The organism is Chryseobacterium sp. X308 (genome assembly GCF_020733145.1).
GTDB classification, from domain to species: domain Bacteria; phylum Bacteroidota; class Bacteroidia; order Flavobacteriales; family Weeksellaceae; genus Chryseobacterium; species Chryseobacterium cupriresistens.
Genome location: NZ_JAJFZH010000023.1, coordinates 50,995 through 71,428 on the forward strand (window position 1 = coordinate 50,995; position 20,434 = coordinate 71,428).

Annotated in this window: 23 protein-coding genes; 6 read left to right on the forward strand and 17 right to left on the reverse strand. The window is 37.3% G+C overall.

What is annotated here, in order from left to right:
* Window positions 1-46 precede the first annotated feature (46 nt).
* The gene (locus tag LIV57_RS19610) at window positions 47-481 is read left to right on the forward strand and encodes a hypothetical protein (RefSeq protein ID WP_227943949.1); all 435 of its coding nucleotides are present in this window, start codon (window positions 47-49) and stop codon (window positions 479-481) included.
* Between the two features lie 46 nt (window positions 482-527).
* Here LIV57_RS19610 and LIV57_RS19615 read toward each other — a convergent pair whose 3' ends face one another.
* The 9 genes from LIV57_RS19615 to LIV57_RS19655 all read right to left on the reverse strand — a co-directional run bounded on the left by LIV57_RS19615 (window position 528) and on the right by LIV57_RS19655 (window position 9,938).
* Window positions 528-1,163, reverse strand: coding sequence for a peptide deformylase (locus LIV57_RS19615; RefSeq protein WP_227943950.1), 636 nt, complete (start codon window positions 1,161-1,163; stop codon window positions 528-530).
* 161 nt (window positions 1,164-1,324) lie between these two features.
* The gene (locus LIV57_RS19620) at window positions 1,325-2,197 is read right to left on the reverse strand and encodes a ChaN family lipoprotein (protein WP_227943951.1); all 873 of its coding nucleotides are present in this window, start codon (window positions 2,195-2,197) and stop codon (window positions 1,325-1,327) included.
* A gap of 115 nt (window positions 2,198-2,312) precedes the next feature.
* Entirely contained in the window at window positions 2,313-3,341 is a 1,029-nt protein-coding gene (locus tag LIV57_RS19625) for a hemin-degrading factor (RefSeq protein ID WP_227943952.1), read from the reverse strand.
* A 4-nt stretch (window positions 3,342-3,345) separates the two neighbouring features.
* Complete coding sequence (locus LIV57_RS19630; protein WP_227943953.1) at window positions 3,346-3,996, reverse strand: class I SAM-dependent methyltransferase; 651 nt, start codon at window positions 3,994-3,996, stop codon at window positions 3,346-3,348.
* A 2-nt stretch (window positions 3,997-3,998) separates the two neighbouring features.
* Window positions 3,999-4,772 carry a heme ABC transporter ATP-binding protein gene (locus LIV57_RS19635; protein ID WP_227943954.1) on the reverse strand — a complete coding sequence of 258 codons (774 nt, stop codon included), beginning with the start codon at window positions 4,770-4,772 and terminating at the stop codon, window positions 3,999-4,001.
* Window positions 4,772-5,812 carry a FecCD family ABC transporter permease gene (locus LIV57_RS19640; RefSeq protein ID WP_227943955.1) on the reverse strand — a complete coding sequence of 347 codons (1,041 nt, stop codon included), beginning with the start codon at window positions 5,810-5,812 and terminating at the stop codon, window positions 4,772-4,774. The genes LIV57_RS19635 and LIV57_RS19640 overlap by 1 nt, the downstream gene beginning before the upstream one ends.
* Window positions 5,796-6,674, reverse strand: coding sequence for a hemin ABC transporter substrate-binding protein (locus tag LIV57_RS19645; RefSeq protein ID WP_227943956.1), 879 nt, complete (start codon window positions 6,672-6,674; stop codon window positions 5,796-5,798). Before LIV57_RS19645 ends, LIV57_RS19640 begins: the two co-directional genes overlap by 17 nt.
* Before the next feature lie 26 nt (window positions 6,675-6,700).
* Window positions 6,701-7,816 carry an HmuY family protein gene (locus tag LIV57_RS19650; protein ID WP_227943957.1) on the reverse strand — a complete coding sequence of 372 codons (1,116 nt, stop codon included), beginning with the start codon at window positions 7,814-7,816 and terminating at the stop codon, window positions 6,701-6,703.
* 16 nt (window positions 7,817-7,832) lie between these two features.
* The gene (locus tag LIV57_RS19655; RefSeq protein ID WP_227943958.1) at window positions 7,833-9,938 is read right to left on the reverse strand and encodes a TonB-dependent receptor plug domain-containing protein; all 2,106 of its coding nucleotides are present in this window, start codon (window positions 9,936-9,938) and stop codon (window positions 7,833-7,835) included.
* Between the two features lie 95 nt (window positions 9,939-10,033).
* Here LIV57_RS19655 and LIV57_RS19660 point away from each other — a divergent pair, with 95 nt between their 5' ends.
* The gene (locus LIV57_RS19660; protein ID WP_227943959.1) at window positions 10,034-10,840 is read left to right on the forward strand and encodes a T9SS-dependent choice-of-anchor J family protein; all 807 of its coding nucleotides are present in this window, start codon (window positions 10,034-10,036) and stop codon (window positions 10,838-10,840) included.
* Between the two features lie 194 nt (window positions 10,841-11,034).
* Entirely contained in the window at window positions 11,035-12,327 is a 1,293-nt protein-coding gene (locus LIV57_RS19665; RefSeq protein ID WP_227943960.1) for a T9SS type A sorting domain-containing protein, read from the forward strand.
* A gap of 137 nt (window positions 12,328-12,464) precedes the next feature.
* Here the strand turns inward: LIV57_RS19665 and LIV57_RS19670 are convergent, their stop codons facing one another.
* The 4 genes from LIV57_RS19670 to LIV57_RS19685 all read right to left on the reverse strand — a co-directional run bounded on the left by LIV57_RS19670 (window position 12,465) and on the right by LIV57_RS19685 (window position 14,420).
* Complete coding sequence (locus LIV57_RS19670) at window positions 12,465-12,755, reverse strand: putative quinol monooxygenase (RefSeq protein WP_047376912.1); 291 nt, start codon at window positions 12,753-12,755, stop codon at window positions 12,465-12,467.
* 88 nt (window positions 12,756-12,843) lie between these two features.
* Entirely contained in the window at window positions 12,844-13,731 is an 888-nt protein-coding gene (locus tag LIV57_RS19675; RefSeq protein ID WP_227943961.1) for a sulfite exporter TauE/SafE family protein, read from the reverse strand.
* Window position 13,732: 1 nt separating this feature from the next.
* A complete protein-coding gene (locus tag LIV57_RS19680) occupies window positions 13,733-13,924 on the reverse strand; it encodes a hypothetical protein (RefSeq protein ID WP_227943962.1) in 192 nt (63 codons plus the stop codon).
* 88 nt (window positions 13,925-14,012) lie between these two features.
* Window positions 14,013-14,420, reverse strand: coding sequence for an RrF2 family transcriptional regulator (locus LIV57_RS19685; protein WP_202844131.1), 408 nt, complete (start codon window positions 14,418-14,420; stop codon window positions 14,013-14,015).
* A gap of 153 nt (window positions 14,421-14,573) precedes the next feature.
* Between LIV57_RS19685 and LIV57_RS19690 the strand changes: the two genes are divergently transcribed.
* The 3 genes from LIV57_RS19690 (at window position 14,574) to LIV57_RS19700 (ending at window position 16,609) form a co-directional block, all read left to right on the forward strand.
* The gene (locus LIV57_RS19690) at window positions 14,574-15,002 is read left to right on the forward strand and encodes a DUF4268 domain-containing protein (RefSeq protein WP_110009455.1); all 429 of its coding nucleotides are present in this window, start codon (window positions 14,574-14,576) and stop codon (window positions 15,000-15,002) included.
* 111 nt (window positions 15,003-15,113) lie between these two features.
* Entirely contained in the window at window positions 15,114-15,752 is a 639-nt protein-coding gene (locus LIV57_RS19695) for a hypothetical protein (protein ID WP_227943963.1), read from the forward strand.
* 38 nt (window positions 15,753-15,790) lie between these two features.
* A complete protein-coding gene (locus LIV57_RS19700) occupies window positions 15,791-16,609 on the forward strand; it encodes a DUF2314 domain-containing protein (RefSeq protein WP_227943964.1) in 819 nt (272 codons plus the stop codon).
* Between the two features lie 268 nt (window positions 16,610-16,877).
* On the opposite strand, the gene gldG is transcribed toward LIV57_RS19700, so the two are convergent.
* The 4 genes from gldG to LIV57_RS19720 are packed head-to-tail and all read right to left on the reverse strand — an operon-like array spanning window position 16,878 to window position 20,364.
* Complete coding sequence (gene gldG, locus LIV57_RS19705; RefSeq protein ID WP_123278027.1) at window positions 16,878-18,548, reverse strand: gliding motility-associated ABC transporter substrate-binding protein GldG; 1,671 nt, start codon at window positions 18,546-18,548, stop codon at window positions 16,878-16,880.
* A gap of 4 nt (window positions 18,549-18,552) precedes the next feature.
* Window positions 18,553-19,281, reverse strand: coding sequence for an ABC transporter permease (locus LIV57_RS19710; protein ID WP_062671005.1), 729 nt, complete (start codon window positions 19,279-19,281; stop codon window positions 18,553-18,555).
* Window positions 19,282-19,340: 59 nt separating this feature from the next.
* Window positions 19,341-19,892 carry a CopD family protein gene (locus LIV57_RS19715; protein ID WP_227943965.1) on the reverse strand — a complete coding sequence of 184 codons (552 nt, stop codon included), beginning with the start codon at window positions 19,890-19,892 and terminating at the stop codon, window positions 19,341-19,343.
* A 1-nt stretch (window position 19,893) separates the two neighbouring features.
* On the reverse strand, window positions 19,894-20,364 hold the full coding sequence (locus LIV57_RS19720) for a hypothetical protein (protein ID WP_227943966.1): 471 nt from the start codon (window positions 20,362-20,364) through the stop codon (window positions 19,894-19,896).
* Window positions 20,365-20,434: the final 70 nt, after the last annotated feature.

A 20,434-nucleotide genomic window follows, 5' to 3' on the forward strand; every position in this document is an offset into this window, starting at 1 on the left:
TTAAGAATATCATTTATAATTCATCATTATTGAATATTTTTACGTAATGGAAATCATTATAGATATTGTTTGCCAGGTGTATGCAGGGCGAAAATCAAGAAAGACTATCGATTTGGTGTTGAATACATTCCTTCCCGGATATGAAAAATTAAATTTCAATTATACTTTCCCAAGGCACGACAAAGATTATGTTTTTAAAACAGAGGACGAAATGATTGGTTATTTCATCGAAAACCCTGCCCTTGACCAAACTTTTTACTGGAATAAATATCATGATAATCCGGACAAAATAATGGTGGGTGCCAATATTACAGATGATGACAGGCTTATTATGAGCTTAACAATGGATACTACTGAAGACAAAAGGGATATGTACTTCAATAAGCTAAAAGAAGTTTTACAATCAGATATCGGGGTAATTACCTATGTGTATCCTGCAGATTATGAAGATGGAGAAGATTTTATTATAAAATATGGATAGTATTCAATCTTGTCATCATTCATAACTTATCATTTATAATTCGTAATTACCTCCTGTCTTTATTTACGTCACTTTTCTGATAGGCATCTACCTTTTTATAAGAATCGTTTTTTTCTTTTTCCTTTTTATCGGAAATCAGGATGCCGAAAAGGTGGTCGATTTCATGCTGGAAAATCACCGCAGTAAAACCTTCTACAATTTCTGAATATTTCTGTCCTTTCAGATCCACATATTCCAGTTGGATAACTTTGCTTCTGTAGAACTGATCCCTGAAATCAGGAATAGATAAATCGCCTTCAGGACCGAGATTCTGAAGATCGGAACGCCAGACAATCACCGGATTGATAAAGTATTCCAGCGGGGTTCCTTCTTTATCAAAACGCTGCACCCAGATAATCTTCCTGTTGATTCCCACTTGTGGGGCTGCAATACCTACTCCGCCGTCTGTCGACAGAAGAGATTCTTTCATTCTTTTTACCAGAACAGCTGTATTCGGATCAAGAGGATCTGCTTCTGAAGAGATGTTCAGCAATGTTTGGTGCTGATTATTATCTGTCGTCTGATAGATGGGTAACGCCGTGTTTACATCTCCCTGATTGATGATTGAAAGTTCACTGGAGGTGAGTTTCTGAGCATTAAAAAATCCGGTAAAAAAGATCAGCAGGATGGGGATTTTTTTCATATGTTTTTGAATCTGATACAAAGGTAAATATTGTGGATTAAAAATGATTAAAAGGTATTCAATAATTATGTTTAGGCTAAAGCCAATGGAAGTTGATATAAAAAATAAACGGGCTAAAGCCCGTTTCTATTGAATATTTTTTCATTCTAACTGTTGAAAGATTAAAAAGTCTTTGTCATATCCGCAGGAATAATCAGATTGAAATCTGTCGGGATATAATCTTTGGCAGGTACTTTCAGTTCGGGATCGTCTGATTCAAAAACAGAAATTACGGCCATTTTCAAATTAGGATTCTTCTGTTTGATATACCAATAGATTCCTCCGAATTCTTTACTGTGATAGTTACCGTTGTAGTGGATAAAGATCTTTCCGGCCTGATAACTTTTCAGGATAGATTCAGCCATCGTAGCGTCTTTTACAGCCTGAGCTGAAATGAAATTCATCACTTTGGTTCCTTCTGCATGATCTCCCATCATTTTTTTCATTTCCGGATATCCAGGAGTGTCTAATGTTACTTTAATCGGCAGCTGGGCAATGTAGGCTTTCTCTTTTTCGCTTAATTTATTCAAGGATTCAAGACCTTCTTTGGCGGTTTGAGAGGCATATCTTCTCGGAATATTCGTGGCAATAAAATCCAGTTTTTTATCTTTGGCAAAATCTACCAAAGGCTTGTAATCGGTTGCATAATTGTTCCACAAACGGGCAGAATCTTTTAATGTTTTTGCATCAAATTTTCCGTTTAAATATTGATCCAGCTGCGTCTGGTTATCTCTTTCAAACATTTCCGCTCCTAAGATCAGCTGTCCGTTCTTTTTCGCAAACAGCGCTTCTGTAATTTTAAGCTGAAGCCAGTGATTGATAGAACTGTTATGATTTTCACCAAAAAAGACCACATCATAATCTGCCAGTTCTTTTACCAGCTTTTCTGTCTTTACTTCTTTTCCTTTTTTATCATAAAACTGATATGCTTTTAAGTCCTGTGCCTTCAATGCACAGAAACCAGCCAGCAGTATCGCTATGAAAATATGTTTCATTTTTTTATATTTAGTCACAAATTACACAAATATTCCTGCACTTGCAGATTGTTTCAATAAAAAAGACCGCTTTGAATTTTACAAACAAAACGGTCTCATTCAAATCATCTAATTATTATTTCTCTAAAGCTGCTACAAGGTCCTTCCACTCCTGAAGCTCAGGAATTCCAGGTTTTCTTTTTCCAAAGAACTGAACGATAAAGTCTCCTTCTTTATTGAATACTTCGATAGCGGTTACTTCTCCGTCTTCAGTCGGTTTTTTCACGATCCATGCTTCTGCAATTTTCGTTACGTCAAGATGTAAGTTGAAATCAGGATCCATCACATTGAACCATTGCTGGTGCCAAAGTGTTTTCTTCACATTTCCTGTGTGGATCTGGATAATCCCTCTGTTTCCAACGAAAACCATGATTGGAACGTTCTTTTCAGAAGCATCTTCAAGGATATTCACCACTTTCGCGTTATCAATTTTCTTAGCAAATCCTTCCGGAGCCAATCTTAATGCCTGCGTTCTGCTTACTCCATATTTTCTGGTCATCATGAAGAAATCATGGGTGTCTTTCAATTCTGTCCAGGCTTTTTTAAAGCCTTCTACATCAATGTCTGAATCTGCTTTTTCAGCCTGTTTTGGAGCTACTGCTTCAAAAGCCAATGCCTGATTCTGATCTTCTGCTCTGAATTTTTCTACGATCGCATCGAAAGCAGCTTCATTACTGTCCTTTGTCAGATAAATCTTGTGAAGTGCCAGACCATCTTTTCCGAAAAACTGAAGGCTTTTCTTCTCTCCTTCCAGTACTGCAAAAGCAAATTTCCAGTGGTTAAGGAAAATTCTGAGATCGATATCTTCACCCACAAAAAGCTGTGCATGAGGACTGCTGAAGTCTCCGTTCAGGTAAGTCCCTTTTCTTTCATGAACACATTCATCATTACGGGTAAGCGCCATTACTTTTCCTAACTGCTCAGCTTCTGTAAGGATTCCCTGGAAATCCGGGTTCAGGACAGTTACTCCTTCTCCAATGGTTGTTGCCAATAATTCTGCCTCACTTACTTCTAACTGTGCTGCTGCATTTCTTATTCTGATATGTGGATTTTCTGCTTTCAGAGCTTCCCATTTTTCCTTTAAATCATTAACTAATGTGCTCATTACTTTACTTTTTTATGGTTAAAATTGTATAAATTCTTCGTATGGTTTCGTTTCCTGTTTTACTTTTTATTTCTTCTTCTCTTTCAGAAGTTTTCATCCTTTTAAATTGGCTTTTGGAGACCAGCTCTTCCATTTCGCTGTTGTTGTACAGAGTGAAATCATACTCTGTAAATGGAAGCTTTTCCATGAATTCTCTTTGTCCGAATGTAAGAACAAATGTTCCGTCATCTTTTAAAACCCTGTAGATTTCGTTTAAGAATTCCACGGGATTTTCCCAGAAGTATACGGTATTGACTGTAAATATTTTATCAAAAGTTTCATCCTGAAATGGAAGCATTTTCCCTTCGTATAAAACAAATTCTGCCTGACTTTCAAATTCTTTATTGAGCCTTTTGGCTTCATTGTGCATGGTTTCAGAAATGTCAATCCCTGTGTATTTCAGGTTTTTGGCAAGGTTCATGATACTTTTCAGGTGTGCGGCATTCCCGTGTCCTATTTCAAGGATTTGCTGGCCGTCATCAATCACAAGTGTTTTGATACTTTCTAACGTCATGCTGATGTTAGTGACATTCATCATTTCACCAATCTCAATGCCTTTTTCACCCTGAGGGTTGGCAAGATTCTGTGCGAGGATTTTGAGTTCTTCTTTTTCCATGGTTATCCAAAAATGATCATTGGGTTATTGGTAATAGGGTGCCCGCAGATGGTACAGGGAAAATTATAGGCATTGCTGATATTTTCTTCAGTAAAAACTTCCTGTGGGGTTCCATAGGCAGAAACCTGTCCTGATTTCATTAATAAAATCTTATCTGCAAACTGTGCAGCAAGGTTCAGATCATGCAAAACAACAATAGCACTGTTGGCTTTTTTGGTGAAATTTTTGATAATTTCCAATGCTTTGTACTGATGTTTTATATCTAAATTATTCAACGGTTCGTCCAGAAAAACCAGTTTATGGGCAATTTCATTTTCAAGCTGTGCCATCACTCTTGACAGATGTACACGCTGCTTTTCTCCTCCCGAAAGGGTATTGTATTCTCTTTCTTTGAGATGAAAAATATCGGTTTCGTACATCATATTATTCATCGCCTCAAGATCTTCTTTTCCGGGCTGGGCATCAAAATAAGGATACCTTCCCATCATGATCACGTCCTTTACTTCAAGTGGAATATCGTTGCTGTTATGCTGCGAGAACTTGGCTTTATGTTTAGAAAGTTCCCGGATATTCCATTCTCTGATGGGTTTATCTTTAAACAGAACTTTGTTATTTCCGGATTTCACTTCATCTGCCAATACACTCAAAAGGCTTGACTTCCCTGCTCCGTTCGGTCCCACAATGGCCAGAAATTCGCCGTATTCCAGAGAGACATCTACCCCATCCAGAATCCTGAATTCTTTATGTTGATAATTTATCTGGTGTGCCTTGATCATTACAGCGATTTTTTAAATTTAACCAAAATAGCGATAAAAATAGGTCCTCCCATTAAGGCTGTTAAAATCCCTATCGGCAGTTCTGACGGTGCCACAATACTTCTGCTGAATGTGTCTGCCGTTAATAACAAAATGCTTCCGCACATTGCCGATAATGGCAAAATAAAAACATAATTGGATTTGAATAAAAGCCTTAAAATATAAGGTACAATAAGCCCTACAAAACCAATTGTTCCTGAAAATGCAACGCAGGTTCCCACCATTAATGCCACGGTGATGATGATCTGTTTTTTCAGTCTTTCCACATTGATTCCCAGATGCTGTGCATCTTTTTCTCCCAGCATCATTGCATTTAAGGCTTTTCCTTTGGGTAATAAAATGATGTAGGCGATGGTGATCACAACGGCGAGAATGATATTCTTCGTCCATGTCGCTGCCGCCAGACTTCCTAAATTCCAGAAAGTAAGATCTCTTAGCTGTTCATCTTTTGAGATATAGATCAAAAAGCCGGTTATCGAGAAGCCGATTGCTGTAATGGCAACTCCGGTAAGCAGCATCATCACTACATTGGTTTTCCCTCCGCTTGTTGAAATTCTGTAGACCAGCATCATGGATAAAAATGAACCGATAAAAGCGGCTATTCCTACCAGTGAAAATTGTACAGCTTCAGGAAGATATTCTTTGAAATGTCCTCCTAAAACAATCGCAATAGCTGCCAGCAATGTTGCTCCTGATGTAAGTCCTATTAAATCTCCCGTTGCCAGAGGATTCTTGAAAAGTCCCTGAAGACTTGTTCCTGAAACCGACAACATACTTCCTATTAAAATGGCCATGATAATTCTGGCGGCTCTTACGTCCCAGATCACATATTTATCACTGAGTGACAAACCGGAATCTCCTTTTATAAATTGCCACAGAGCCCTGAACGGAGAGTTTTCTCCGAAATCATAAACTCCTGTATTAAGTGACAGCACTGCTATAATGATAAGCAGTACCGCACTTATAACAAGATAAAAGTATAGTTTACTTGGTGCTTTCAATTAAAAGTTTGTTTAATCCTACTGCTGCTTCTCCTACTCTTGGTCCAAAACCCGATACCAAACCTCCGTCCATTGCAATGATTTTCTTGTTTTTACCTGCATTAGTCTGAGATACTCCCGGCATTTTTAGCGCACCTTCGTTTCCTCCTGCTCCCTGTAAACCGGTTTCAAAGAAGAATAATACATCAGGATTAGCTTTTACAACGGCTTCCGGTGTCAATGGTTTGAAATCTTCAAAATCAGTCACTGCATTTTCTCCTCCTGCAAGAGTGATCAATGAAGCCATTGGGGTATTTTTACCACTCACCATCAGCATATTTCCTCTTGCGTAGATGAACAATACCTTGGGCTTTTTAGCAATAGGCTGTACTTGCTTTAAGTCAGCATCAATTTTATCGTTTAGTTTCTGATAATCTGTATTTCCGATCGCTTTTGCTACCTGTTCGATCAGTTTTTTAGTTCCTTCAACCGTATATTCCTGTTTAAAAACTTCGGTTTGAATCCCTGAGGATTTGATTTTCCCCATTAATTCCGGGTTGATATCTTTATCAGAAGCAAGAATCAATGTTGGGTTTACAGCCATGATCGGTTCAATTGTCATTGATCTCATGTGTCCTAAATCTTTCGCTGTAGCTTTTAATGAGGCAGGATAGGTACTGGTAACATCAGTTCCCACTATTTCTTTCTCGTGGCCTAAAGCAGCTACGATTTCAGTAATTCCTCCGTTTAATGTTACTATTTTATTGTTGGTTTTGGGTGCTTCTGAACTGGCTTCTGTTGTATTTTCTTTTGCTCCTGTCTCTGCTTTTTTGCAAGAATATACTGCTACAAGAACAGAAGCTGCAAGGATGAATTTTTTCATGATATACTATTATTTGATTATTTATATTATAAAGGTTCGAATTCAAAATTGGTGTATCCTCTTTCTCCTTTTGTATTTTTCATGGTATTGAATCTTAGCTTGAAATAAAAGCCTTCAGCATCTTTCAATACAAAAAAACGGTCTGCATACACAAAAGGAACAGGATTGGATGCCGTACCGGTAGTGGTTCTCCATTTATCCCCGATAGCCCTCTGGTCATTGAAAACAAATTTTGAAGACTCTACATCTTTTAGTTTAAATGCATTGTAAGCAGCATCAAGATTTCCTGTAACTGTTACCTGGTAAGCACCTACTCCATTCAAAGTATTGGTTGTTACAAAATCTGCATAAAAATAGCTTCCTGCACTGGTTGTAGGTCCCATGAACACTTCATTGGTAAATGTTGTGAATGCCAGATCCCATTTCTTTTTCTTTGGCTGAATCTTTACCGGCGTTCCTGTTTTCAGGTTGAAGAATGAGAAGCTGTATTCTGTATCTTTGGTAATGATATATTCTTTGATGTCTGCTTCTGCTGCATTCACGTCAGCATAACGGATTTTGTATCCATTCTGAGCTCTCAGGATCTGAATTTTTTTCCATCCTCTCGGATCACCGGACAATGAAACTGAACCAGCTCCGATATTGGCAGCAGAAGGTATTTCTCTCCCCAGATTGATCAGATATACAGGATTATCCGCATCATTTTCTTTGATGGCATCAATTCCTGAAGTCTGATTCAGGAAGTCACCATTAGGATTGTCAACATATTTCATATTGGCAGCATCAAATGTTCCTACCTGAGCAATATCTTTTAAACTTGAAATATCAGCTTCCTTTACTTTACTGATGTCTGATGTGTTGGGTATTTTGATCACCGTCATGGCAAGAGATCCGTTCATGATCACTCTGTAGGCATCGCCGCTGTAAAAACCAAGATCCCAGTCTGTCCTGCTGTTGACCGCCGGATTGGTGTAGTCACTTAAATCGATCCAAACCTGATTAGGTTCTGTAGGGCCGCCAATTGGCACACTTACTTCAGATCCCGTCATAGGCGGAACCGGAACCGGATCTTCATCTGCAGAAAGACAAGACTGTGTGGCAGCCATGATGGAAAGAACAGATACTATTTTTAAATACTTCATAATCGTAACTTATTATTTAAAATTGAAACATTAATCGGGCAAAATAGCTTCTGCCATAATATAAATTAACAAACCCGTTCGCAGCGATATGGGCTGAACCGGCAACTGCCGTAGAGTTTAACCTTGTGACATCAAATATATTTTTCACTCCTGCAGAAATTTCAAAATGTTTCTTCCAGAAAGGCTGGCTCACAATGAAATCCATCATGTGGAAGCTGTCTACTTTTCCCAGGCGGAAACCGCTTGCTCCGTCAGACACATAAATTCTGTCCGGGCCCGTGAATTTGTAGTAAAGAGCAAAATTGGTATCGGTATTTTTCAGTTTGTAGGTTGCTGAAGCGCCTGCCTGTACCAGATACTGAAAGTCTGTAGGTGAAGTGGATGTTAATTCATTCATTGATACGGAAGTTCCGTTTACAGACCCTCTTAAAGACAGGGCAAACTGATCTTTTCTGAAATCTACATTGGCGGAGAATAATAAATTTTTATACTTATTCAGATTCATGTACTTATAGGTAGAAGGTTGTTTTACCACTACCATTTCAATCCTGTCACGTACATCAAGGTATAATGCATCTACTCCATAAGCGATCTTCCAGCCATTATCTGCTGAAAAGTTCTGATTCCAGAAAAGTCCTGCAGAGAATCCTTTTTCAGGATTCAAGTCCGGATTTCCCTGTACATCATGATTAAGATTCACAAAATAGGTGTACAACTCGTCATATTTTGGGAAGCGGTTAGCCGATCCCACAACTGCTCTAAGGTTTGAATTCTCAGAGGTTTTATATCTTGCTGATAAAGAATAGTTGTACTGATTATTAAAGTTTTCGCTAAGGGAAAGTCTTACTCCCGGTCTTAAAGAGAATTTGTCTGACACATTCCACTCTGCAGAAAGGAAATTGGAATAGGTGAAGATCTTTCTTTTTACCGCTTCACCGAAGAAATCTCCTGCAATCAAAGCGGCATAGCCATTGGTATAGTCTAATTCATATCCTAACTGGAAATCAAAAACCTTGCTGTCGAGGAAGTTGCTGAACATTCCTCTGGAATAGATGACATCGGTCTTATAATAAGACTTTTCGTCCTGACGGCTCTTTATTTGTCTGTTCGGGATATCGTAATTATAGTCGTAGTATTTCCTATCCTGGTTCTGATACGAGAAGTCTCCCATGTATCGGATATGTCCCAGATTAGTCTGAATATTGAACTGGTGAATCCATCGGTCGGTATTATATCTTCTGTCTCTGCTTTCATACGAAACGCCACCTAATCCATCATTAAGAGGATTTCTGTTTACTTCCGGATTGTAGAAGTTGAATTTTTCATTCAGATAAGACAGTTTGTAAAAGAATGTCGTTTTATTTTTGGTATATCTTAATAAAGCAGACGCATCATACTGATCTTTCGGGTTCCATTCATACCCTCTCTGGTTATCCTGCCCGAAATATTTGTAGCCTTTGCTTTCTCCTTCATATCCCATAAACTGATTATGGTTGAAATTGATACTTGCAAACCATTCATTGCTGATGTTATAATCTACATTAAGGTTCTGAATATGCCTTCCGTTTCCTCTTTTTTTAAGATCATAGTTGTCCCTTACTGTTTCTTCCTGTATCGAACCTCTAACACTGATCTTTTTTGTACTGGTTTTCTTGGTAATAATGTTGATGACCCCGGCAACAGCACCATTTCCATATTCAACTCCCATACTTCCTTTTACAATTTCTATTCTTTCGATATTGCTTAAGGTAATTTTGGTAAGGTCAATATTACTTCCCAGTCCTGTATCCCCTACTACCGGAATATTGTCTATAAGGATCTTTACATAGTCTCCGTTAAGTCCCATGATATTGGCGGTGGAATTTCCTGAGCGGGTATCCGGAGTGATCTGTATGTTAAGACTTTGATTCAAAACCTCTGCAACATTCGTTGCTGCCATATTTTTGATCTGTTCTGCATCAATAACATCAACCTTATATATTGATTTGTTAATGGACTGCTGCATGTACTGTCCTGTAATAACAACTTCTTCAATTTTCTTTTGATTAAGAGAATCCTTTTCTTGTGCATTCATCCATAAGGCCACGGATAATGATAGAACGGAAAGCACTTTCTTCTTCATAAGGGTACAAATTTTCAGCAAATATAAAACTTTATTTAGACTCATTAAAAATAATTATATATTTTTGTGGAATAATTCTAAATAAAAATAATCTCATGAAATTACAATTACTTTTAGGAGCTCTGATGTTGACAGCGTTAACGGCGAATGCTCAGGTGTCTAACATCAATGAAAATTTCAACAATTTTACCGCTGGGAATACCACTTTCCCTCAGTTTGGATGGTCTGCCATCGTTGCGCCAATAACCGGTGAGTTTCCTCCTGTACCTCCAAGAATGATTGTAGTAGGAGATTCTAACAGATTCGTTCAGTCGTATGCAGGAAACAATGCTACAGGTTCTTCTTATCTTATTACGCCACAGATTGAAACTCCAACAGGAAATAAAACGTTGACTTTTGATACTACCCTGGTATCTCCATCTCCTGGTCCGGGAAGCATTCAGATAGGAGTAGCATCCAACCCTGCAGATATGTCAACATTCGTTCCTGTAGGAAGCCCTATTAATGTAGCCACTATCGGCACCGTGCAGAATATCAGTGTTAATATTCCGGCATCCACAGGTTCATACATTGTATTTAAGTTCACTCCTACTGCTACTCACGTAGCGATTCAGGTGGATAATGTAGTGTATAACACGACTGCTTCTTTAGGCGTATCAGACAACCATAAATCGACAGAAAATTTCAGATTTGCCTTAAATTCTGATCAGTCTGCAATAGAATTCATTGTCAAAAAAGATCCTAAAAACATTCAGATCTATTCTGCAGCAGGACAAAAAGCAGCAGAAGGGAAACTGAACGGACAAAGATTTGATATCAGCACGCTTCAGACAGGAGTATATTATATGAATATTGAGACTGCAGAAGGCAGATTGATCCAATCAAAATTCATTAAAAAATAAGGTTTATTAGACTATTATTGACCTTTTTAAAGCCGACAGGAGTGATCCTGCCGGCTTTTCTATGTCCGATTTTCTCTGTTTATCATAAGGATTAAAATAAAAACACGATAAAAATCATGTTTTTATTTAGACTGATTAAAAATAATTATATACTTTTGTGGAATCATTCTAAATAAGGATTTAAAAAATAAATTATGAAAACAAAACTATTATTGGCATCAGTACTGGCATTGTCTGTTCAGCAGACTGTTTTGGCGCAGACTGACGCGTTGGGATACTCACAGGTAAATATGACCATGGGAAGCGGATACCAAAACCGCGTGTTTGTAAACCTTGCAGATGGTAATATGGTTTCTCAGCCAGCCAATACGTGGGATATTGCTTTTTATAGGAACTCAAACTATGCATTCGGATCCAGAGTCAATGATGCTAAAGATATTGAAGTATTCAGTGCATCAACCAACTTAGCAGACTGGGATAACATCAGCATCAGCAATGAAGCTTCATGGGGAGATCCTCTTTACAATCCGGACCAGACCACTGACTGGAGCCAGGGAGCTTTTGAACAGGGACCAGTAACCTCTCCAAACCCCAATATTCCTTCAACCGGATGGGGCGTTTATAACCCGGTGAACCACCACATTCAGGGGAAAGCTATTTTTGTTTTAAAATATGCTTCAGGAACTTATATCAAGTTTGCCATTGAAGATGCTTTTGCAGGATATACCTTCAAGTATTCAAAATGGAACGGGACTTCATGGGGAGCTACGGAAACAAGAACGATCGCCAACGGAACAGATGATTCATATTTCAACTATTTCTCATTTGATACCGGAGAAAAAGTTCCCAATCTTGAGCCTTCCAGAACGGCATGGGATTTCGTATTCACCAAATATTACACGTTCTATATGGGTGTGCAGATGTACCCGCTTTCAGGAGCCATTCAAAGTCCGAACGTAAAAGTGGCAATGGTTCAGCCTGAAACGCAGCAAACCGCAGCATATGCTATTCCTGCCAATGCAAGTTTCTCATCTGCTATCACTACGGTAGGACACTCTTGGAAAGGGATCGGGACGGTGAAAAATGATGTGGTCTACTACGTCAAAAAAGGAAATGATTACTACAGAATGTACTTCACAACCAATGGTGGTGCCAGTACAGGAAATATGTATTTCAAATACAAAAAAATCACGGAAACGTTAGGGATAACTGAAGTTGGAAAAAAAGCCTCTTTCGGTATTTATCCTAATCCAACTACGGCGGATAAAAAAGTAACGGTTCTTTTTGATGTTAAAGAAAAAACAGGTAATAAGGGAAATGTAGAGGTCTATGACCAGACCGGGAAAAAGGTCTATTCAGATGAACTTACCAACCAGGCTGGTTTTTATAAGCAGGATTTGAATCTTTCTACCCTTACTTCAGGAAATTACCTTGTAAAAATTACTTACGGTGGCCATTCGGAGACGAAAAAGCTTATCGTAAAATAAACTTTCAATTTTAATACTTTCTATTTTTTCTAATAAAAAGGCGGTTTCAGATTGTTGAAACCGCCTTTTATTTTCTATTGGTATAAGACTCTTCTTTAAATCATTAAATTTTTAAATCTTTAAATCCTTCAATACCATTAATATATTTTAAATCCTTTATAAACTTCTGCAGAACTTTCCATAATTTTTGAAGCATCCTTACGGAAATCCAAAAGGTGATCCTGACCGTTATGCCTGTTATGATGTTCTACGCTTTCCCAAAGCTCGATCAGGAAGAAAGTTCCTTTATTATCTTTATCTTCAATAAGATCGTACTGCAGACAGCCTTCTTCTTTTCTTGTTTCTTTCACAAGGTTCTGAAACAGCTCTACAGCGTCCATCAGATAATTTTCATTAAACTTAAAAAGTGCAATGATATGTAAATTCATGTTCTAATATTTAGTGATGTAAAAGTAAAATATTTTCAAAACCAAATATCTTTTTAAGCCTTTTATTTTTCCACACCCAACATAATTTTTAATTAAAAACTGATTTATAAATAGTTATAGAACTCATTACAATCACCAGGGTTCCGATAATCACAAACATTTTCTTTACAGGAAGCCTGGCAGTAAGCATTGCTGAAAAAGGAGCGGTCACAATTCCACCGATCAAAAGCCCGAGAATGATATTCCAGTGCTGGATTCCCAGGGTAAAGAAAAAGGTAACGGCAGCCGTTATGGTAAGAATAAATTTGGCCACGGTAGAACTTCCTACGGCAAATCTTGGGGTGAAAGCATTTTTAATGAGTGTTCCGGTCACCAAAGGCCCCCAGCCTCCTCCGGCAAAGGAATCTATAAAACCTCCTATCACGCCAAGTCTGGTTAGATTGGTTTTTCTTTTCAGGGCTTTGCTCTGTTTTTTCTTAAATGCATTTGACAGGATTTGGAATCCAAGGTATAAAGTGTAAAAAGCAATGAGTGTTTTGGTGATTTTCGCATAATACTCTCCAAGATAAGTAAGACTGACAGCTCCGATAATTGCTCCTATCACAGCCGGAATAGCTAGCTTTTTCACCAGACTTTTGCTTACATTTTTCAGTTTAATGTGGCTGAGACTTCCCGCAGCAGTAGTAAAACTTTCTGCAGAATGAATACTCGCACTTACAATATGCGGCGGAATATTGAGGAGCATAAGGGTTGTGGTACAAATAACTCCATATCCCATTCCCATGGAACCTGCCACAATTTCTGCAAAAACACCTACCAGGAGCATCCAGTAAAAAATATAGTGATCTTTGGCCAGGATGGTCTGTAGTTCTTCCAGATATCCCAGTTCATACATGGAAAAAACAGCAATGGATATAATAGCAGCCGTCCCCAAAAGGACATTCAACCTTACCTGAATTTTTCTTGAAATCACCATATTAAAAAATCGTTTTGGTCTGTATTTTCTGATTATCCGTCACATTGAAAATAAGGATATCTAACGATCGTATGTTTTCTGCGCTTCTGTACAAGGAAATATTTTCAGGTATGCTATATGCAGCATCAGAATGCACTGCAGTAATGGAGCGGGCAAGCTTTTGTAATTGGTTTGATTCTTCTTTTGAAATCATAGTTTATTCATTTGAAGTAGTGCAAATATCTGATAAAATATTTATCCTACAAAAAAAGTAGACTATTAATTCAAAAAAAAGGACCGGGTTAATCCACCAGATCCATTAAAGTTTTACTTTCCAGAATATTCAGAGAAGCATCGCGAACTTCTATCAGGACATCATGAAGCCCGCAGTGATCTTCATTGCAGTCATCACATTTTTCATAAAAATTGAGACTTACGCAGGGAAGCATCGCAATAGGACCGTTGACAAGACGGATGATCTTTGCCAGTTTCACATTTTCCGGATTTTCTTTGAAAAAGTATCCTCCACCCTTTCCTTTTTTACTGTCGAGGATTTCCGCTTTTTTCAGTTCAAGAAGGATGTTTTCCAAAAACTTTAAAGGAATTTTTTTATGTTCCGCAATTTCAGAAATAAGAATCGGGCCGTCATTTCTTTTTTCTACAAGATATGACAGCGCCTTAAAAGCATATTGAGATTTTTTTGAAAGCATTAAAGCAAAAATACGAAAATTGTTTAATATTTGAAAAAGACCTGAAAAACAGGATTAACAAACGAAAAAAAATGTAGGTGTATCTATCCGTAATTTTACGGTTTTAGGTACCACAATTTTGCCTTTCTCCTATTAAATCATTATGTTTGCCATATGTTCAGCAAACAAGAAGCACAGCAATTAAAAAAAGAATTTTGGACAGCTTTCGGAAGATCATTTCCCAGAAAATGGATTCTTTATGATACCAAAATCAAGGACATGGCATTTAAGTTTTCTGCCGACAATAAAAAAGCAGAAGTTTCTCTGGATATCGAAATGAAAGATGAAATTTTCCGAAATGCCTATTATGAGAAGATCTGGTCTTTGGAGGATATATTAAAAGATTTCATCGGAGATTTTCAGAAGGAAGAATATTTCACTCTTGAAAATGGTAAGATCATCAGCAGGATATGGGTTGAAAAACATAATGTTTCCGTTTTTAATAAAAATACCTGGCAAGAAATTTTTGAATTTTTTGTGGACAAAATGGACGGTTTCGAAAGGTTTTACTACGAATATGAGGATTTTATAAAGGATATATAGAATACTTACGAAATAAATACCACTTTATACTTCAGGTTGAGATAAAAAAAGAAAACTTATCTTTGCACTACCACTTAAACTAATAGATGAAACAAACTAACATGATTAAAAATGAGAAAAGTGTACAAAAACATTTTTGGAGAAATCATCTCTAAAAGTAAAGCTGTGAAGCTAAGCGAATATCATCTGTATTATTATGAAGAAGGCTCCGATTTCCTGAAAGAAATTGAATTCATCAATGAAGACAGTGTTTACAACATCAATTATTTTCTAAGTGACGAGGAAGACGAGGCGAAGGTCGTGGATTATCTCAAAGAAAAATCTGACTTTTTTGATATCGAAAGAAAAGAAACTGCCGATGGCTATATTATTTCTACCAATAAATTATATTCTTTATCCGTAGATGATCTGCCCCTCATTTCCAAAACTGTTTTCAAAACGGACGATCCTGAAAACTTTATCTGCTCACAGGTCATCGATAACGAAACCCACCAACCACACCTTGAAAGAACCATAAAATGCTGGTATACGAATGACGAAAACGGTGAAAAATATGCTGCCATAGAATGCAGCTATCAGGAAGACGGAAAACTGGAACTGGCTGTAGATAAAACACCTGACCCGGACAATGAAGAAAACTGGATCCATTATGATTATGATACTTTCGAAGATCTTCAGGCACAGATCCCTACTGACATCAGCTATTACAAAACAGCAGCCTTACTTCCCAAACAAGCCTATCAGCAATAATCTTATATTCTTTAACACACCACATCCCCAGTTATTAAATGGAAGAGAACCCAATTTTTTTTGCAGACGGAAATGACCCGCAAATGATTGAAGCTTACAGAAAAGCTCAGGAAACCTTTAAGTATTTCTGGCGCGAACAGTCCTGGGAATACAGAAGAATCATTCCCGGACTTAATGTATCATGCGTTAAAACAGCTTTTGAAGAACAGGATGAAGAAACCGGAGAAAGCCTGGTAGAACATATGTGGATTAATGAAATATTTTTTGACGGAGATTACGTGAGAGGATATTTGATTAATGAACCTAATAGTCTTAAGAACGTCCAGGTGGGTGATTATGTGGAAATTCCTTTAAGCAATATCAGCGACTGGCTTTTTGCCATCACTCCGAGTGTACAGAAACCAAAGGGACTTTCCAAGTTATTTTCATCCTCATCTTCTCCACTTCCGAAAGCTTACGGCGGATTTACCATACAGAAAATGCGTGCTGACATGTCTGTTGCAGAAAGAAAGGAACATGATAATGCATGGCAGTTGGATTTCGGAGACTTTAATGACATCCTTGTTGTCAATAACCAGAAAGAAAATCCGGAAAATCTTATTGAACATCCGATGAGTAAAAATATGAAGGAAGAATTTGCAAAGTTTTTACAACAATATCCGGATGAACTTACCCAAACCGATGAAGACGGACTGACGCTTCTTCACAAAGAAACGATTGCAGGAAATCTAACCACAGTACAGGTTGCTTTAGAAGCCGGAGCAGATAAAAATATCCGGTCTAAAAAAGGGAAAACAGCATTAGATTATGCAAAACAGCTGAAATGGGAACACCTTATTTCTGTATTGGAAGGGTGAATTATTAATTAAGATTATTACAACTCAGAATTTGTTTAGACTTTTATTTATGAAACATTAAGATTGTATTAAGTTGTTGAGAGTATTAAGATAAGCTTCGCTTTAAGCTTAAAAATCAGAATGATTTACTTTAACTATACTTTATTTCTTAAATCCTTCTTAATGGTTTTTAATATATTCAACATTTTTTATAAGTCTGAACAACTACTCAATAATAAGTTTTTAAAATAAAAATTCCGGAAGATGTTCTACCGGAATTTTTTATATTTTATCCAAATTTCTTTTTCCTTAACCAGAAGAACAGTCCTCCGATAAGGCCGATAATAGCCAGTGGAAGCAGTAAATTGATCCACTGCCAGGTCGATTTCTCTTCCGTAATTCTTTGCCTGTCGAGAAGTCTTTCTTCAATGTTTCTGTTTCTCAGTTCCATCAGATTGCTGTCATCCAAAAGATAATCCAATGCATTTCTCAGGAACTGTTCGTTTCCAAACTGTTCGTTCGTTAACAGATCTACCCCTAATGGAAGTGGTTTTCCTTTGATTACTTTATTTCTACCCACATCACCGTCTGCAATCACAATCATTTTGTTTTCCGGGCTGGATGTTTTAAATCCAGGGTAAGATTTTCTCTCAATTCTCGATGCATACGCAGAATTGAACTTTCCTTCCAAGGCTACAGCGAAGATCTTCGGTGTACTTGGTTTCTCCATTTGTCCAAGGCTGTCTACGCTTGCAATTTCTTTCAGATCCACATAATTCGGAACCTGTTTCAATAAAGTTCTTTCACTCGATTCAAAAAGGACTTTTGTTTTGATATTCTTTCTACCTCCTAAAGTATCGATGGAAGTCGGGAATTCAAATTTTACAGGGTTGATATTCTTTGTAACCGGATTATTATTTTCGGCAATTCCAAGTGGATAATAAGGCCAAGGTAAGCTTGTGTACTGAGGATTTCCACTCACTTCTCCTGTAACCAGTCTTAACAGGGCAAACTTTTTCACGTCTTTTACCAACGCAGGATTGATTCTCAGCCCGTAATTGAAAAAGAAGTCTGTCATATTGATATCGACAGGGAAAGGCATTACTTTTTTGGATCTTGTCAGTGTATCCATTTCAGCATTTACAGCATCAATCATCCAAAGGGTTTTTCCTCCGTTCATGATGTACTGGTCCAGAATTACTTTTTCATTATCGGTAAAAGCTTTTCTTGGTTTTGCAATCACCAGGGCACTCATCTGCTTTAATAAAGGAACATCTTCCAGTGAAAGTTCAGTCTGATTTTTAGGAATGATAGGTCCGGCATCATAGTTTTCCATGGCCAGCTGTACAAATCCCTGGAATTCATCCGGATTCAGCTCATCATGGTTGACCAGGATTCCGACCTTCTTTCTCTTTGCGGCTGCAATGTTTTTAATGTTGGAAACAAGATTGTACTCCAGTCCTTCAATCGATCTTGTCAGCTGCTGATCGGCATCAATTCCGGCCTGCTGAACCACTAAAGGAATAGAAACCCCGTCATTTCCATATTTAATCACAGCGTAAGGGAAAAGGGTGATCTGTGAGATTTTCCCGTCTTTTACATCCGGAAGAATAGACGGCTGCATTCCCATGGCCATCAAAGTGTCCTGAGACATTTTTGTTTTAATCGGATCAATGAATTTGAAATCAATCTTCGGATTAATTTTTCTGAATTCTTCCAGCATGAATTTCGTTTCGCTTTGCAGCTGTTTGAAACTTGCCGGAAAGTCGCCTTCCAGATACACTTCAACCGTCAGAGGCTTTTTAACAGACTCCAGTACTTTGATGGTGTTATCAGAAAGGGTATATCTTTTTTCTTTTGTTAAGTCTAATCTGATTCCCGAATAGGTCAGGATAATAACCAAAGGAACAATTGCAATTAAGAAAATTCCCAGTGGAGATTTAGCATTGAACTTCTTCATACTTCTACTTCTTTTTGTTAATAAAATGATTAGCCAATACTAATGAAGCGCCGATGACAAGTACAAAATACGCCACATCTTTAGCATCAATAAGTCCTCTTGTGAAGCCTAAGAAATGCTGATAGAAGCCAATATTCTGAAGGATAAAATCTGCACCACCCAATAGTTTATAACTTGCCAGCTGTTCGATTCCAAAATACATGATGAAGCACATAAAAACGCCCAGCAGATAAGCCATAATCTGATTCTGTGATAATGAAGAAGCCAGGATTCCTACTGCTGAAAACGCTGCGATTAAGATTATCAGTCCAATATAACTTCCGAAAGTCATTCCCAGATCAATATTTCCTGCAGGAACTCCCAAAACATATACCGTATAAAGATAAATTAATGATGGAATAAGACATAAAATTCCTACAATCCATACGGAAAGGAATTTACCTGTCACCAGTTCTGAAACTTTTAACGGTTGTGAAAAAAGCCAGTTTAATGTTCCGGTTTGCTGTTCTTCCGCAAAAGTTTTCATGGAAAGGGCCGGAATGATAAACATTAACAGCCATGGAACCAATACGAAATAGCTCTGCAATGAGGCCATTCCAATCTCAAAAATATTAGAGTCGTTGTCGAAAAAGAACAGAAAAAGAGTCGCTATCAAACTGAAAGCGGCAATAATCACCCATGCGCTCCAGTTTCCAAAGTAACTCCAAAGTTCTTTCTTTAAAATTGCAATCATAGTTTTTTTATAAGATGTAGAAAGGATGAATATATTCGGACATGCGCCCTACTCTACAATTATTTGTTTTTTTTATTTTTATTAACCAGTTTCACTGTCATCATAATCAGAAATACAAGAACGAAAAATCCTGCAATTAATTGCCACCAGTATTCAATCACCACCGATTTTAAAATAACGGTAAATACCACCAGAAACAGAATGAACGTTGCAATTTCATTCGCCTGTCTCAGTTTGATATTGGCAATCGGCAGTGTATCTCCATGTAATTCTTTTAAATGAAGGACTTTTTTCCAGCACCAGTAATGATAGATGGCAAGCCCGATCAGGAAGGTCAGTTTTAGATGAAACCATCCCATCTTCATTAATCCCGGGTTTAAAAAGATCATCACCAATCCGCAAACGGCCATGATTACTCCCGCCGGAACGGTAATAATATTCCACAGTCTTCTGGCCATAAAAGTGTACTGCTCTCTCAGAATTTTCTTTTTTTCTTCCGGAAATTCATCGGTATCTTTATAATAAACGAAAATCCTCACGAGGTAAAAAATTCCCGCAAAGTAGCTTACCATGAAGATAATGTGCAGCGCTTTGATTATTGTGTAAAGCATTTTAATAAATAAATTTATTGATAGAAATAATTTTACAATCCTGGTCGAAATTCTTCAGTACATCAAAAAAAATCTTTTTCATATCCTTTACATTTTTGTAATAAGAATATCCCATAAAAATAGCCAGCCCAAGAAAGATCAATATAATTTCATACGTGGTTCCAGAATTTTCATCCGTATAAAAAGGAACAAAAACCCCTAAAAGAAGAACAAGAATGAGTACATCGAAATATTTAACTCCAATGGATACTTTAAGATGCTCTTCATTATATTTGTCTGAAACAAATTTTCCTATAAAAGACAAGTGTTCATTCCCCATCACTTTTACTTCAAATCCATCATCAGTTACTTCACCTTTAAATTTTTTACCATTATAATCAGGAAAGCTCTTAAATATACTTTCTTCAATGTTAGATAGTATCGATTTTTTTGGCTTCGAAAAGACAACCTGATATTCGGACTTTAAAAACATATCAATTTTAATCAGGCACAAAGATAAGTTTTTATCTAATTCTTAAAAATAAATTTCTTTTGATCAGGAA

Bases quoted from the DNA above. Each gene is read 5' to 3' on its own strand.
- LIV57_RS19610 (WP_227943949.1), top strand. From the start codon at position 47: ATGGAAATCATTATAGATATTGTTTGCCAGGTGTATGCAGGGCGAAAA.
- LIV57_RS19675 (WP_227943961.1), bottom strand. From the start codon at position 13,731: ATGGTGATTTCAAGAAAAATTCAGGTAAGGTTGAATGTCCTTTTGGGG.
- LIV57_RS19710 (WP_062671005.1), bottom strand. From the start codon at position 19,281: ATGATTGCAATTTTAAAGAAAGAACTTTGGAGTTACTTTGGAAACTGG.
- LIV57_RS19700 (WP_227943964.1), top strand. From the start codon at position 15,791: ATGGAAGAGAACCCAATTTTTTTTGCAGACGGAAATGACCCGCAAATG.
- LIV57_RS19720 (WP_227943966.1), bottom strand. From the start codon at position 20,364: ATGTTTTTAAAGTCCGAATATCAGGTTGTCTTTTCGAAGCCAAAAAAA.
- LIV57_RS19645 (WP_227943956.1), bottom strand. From the start codon at position 6,674: ATGAAAAAATTCATCCTTGCAGCTTCTGTTCTTGTAGCAGTATATTCT.
- LIV57_RS19695 (WP_227943963.1), top strand. From the start codon at position 15,114: ATGAGAAAAGTGTACAAAAACATTTTTGGAGAAATCATCTCTAAAAGT.
- LIV57_RS19655 (WP_227943958.1), bottom strand. From the start codon at position 9,938: ATGAAGAAGAAAGTGCTTTCCGTTCTATCATTATCCGTGGCCTTATGG.
- LIV57_RS19680 (WP_227943962.1), bottom strand. From the start codon at position 13,924: ATGATTTCAAAAGAAGAATCAAACCAATTACAAAAGCTTGCCCGCTCC.
- LIV57_RS19690 (WP_110009455.1), top strand. From the start codon at position 14,574: ATGTTCAGCAAACAAGAAGCACAGCAATTAAAAAAAGAATTTTGGACA.
- LIV57_RS19650 (WP_227943957.1), bottom strand. From the start codon at position 7,816: ATGAAGTATTTAAAAATAGTATCTGTTCTTTCCATCATGGCTGCCACA.
- LIV57_RS19635 (WP_227943954.1), bottom strand. From the start codon at position 4,772: ATGATCAAGGCACACCAGATAAATTATCAACATAAAGAATTCAGGATT.
- LIV57_RS19715 (WP_227943965.1), bottom strand. From the start codon at position 19,892: ATGCTTTACACAATAATCAAAGCGCTGCACATTATCTTCATGGTAAGC.
- LIV57_RS19630 (WP_227943953.1), bottom strand. From the start codon at position 3,996: ATGGAAAAAGAAGAACTCAAAATCCTCGCACAGAATCTTGCCAACCCT.
- LIV57_RS19670 (WP_047376912.1), bottom strand. From the start codon at position 12,755: ATGAATTTACATATCATTGCACTTTTTAAGTTTAATGAAAATTATCTG.
- gldG (WP_123278027.1), bottom strand. From the start codon at position 18,548: ATGAAGAAGTTCAATGCTAAATCTCCACTGGGAATTTTCTTAATTGCA.
- LIV57_RS19665 (WP_227943960.1), top strand. From the start codon at position 11,035: ATGAAAACAAAACTATTATTGGCATCAGTACTGGCATTGTCTGTTCAG.
- LIV57_RS19625 (WP_227943952.1), bottom strand. From the start codon at position 3,341: ATGAGCACATTAGTTAATGATTTAAAGGAAAAATGGGAAGCTCTGAAA.
- LIV57_RS19615 (WP_227943950.1), bottom strand. From the start codon at position 1,163: ATGAAAAAAATCCCCATCCTGCTGATCTTTTTTACCGGATTTTTTAAT.
- LIV57_RS19620 (WP_227943951.1), bottom strand. From the start codon at position 2,197: ATGAAACATATTTTCATAGCGATACTGCTGGCTGGTTTCTGTGCATTG.
- LIV57_RS19660 (WP_227943959.1), top strand. From the start codon at position 10,034: ATGAAATTACAATTACTTTTAGGAGCTCTGATGTTGACAGCGTTAACG.
- LIV57_RS19685 (WP_202844131.1), bottom strand. From the start codon at position 14,420: ATGCTTTCAAAAAAATCTCAATATGCTTTTAAGGCGCTGTCATATCTT.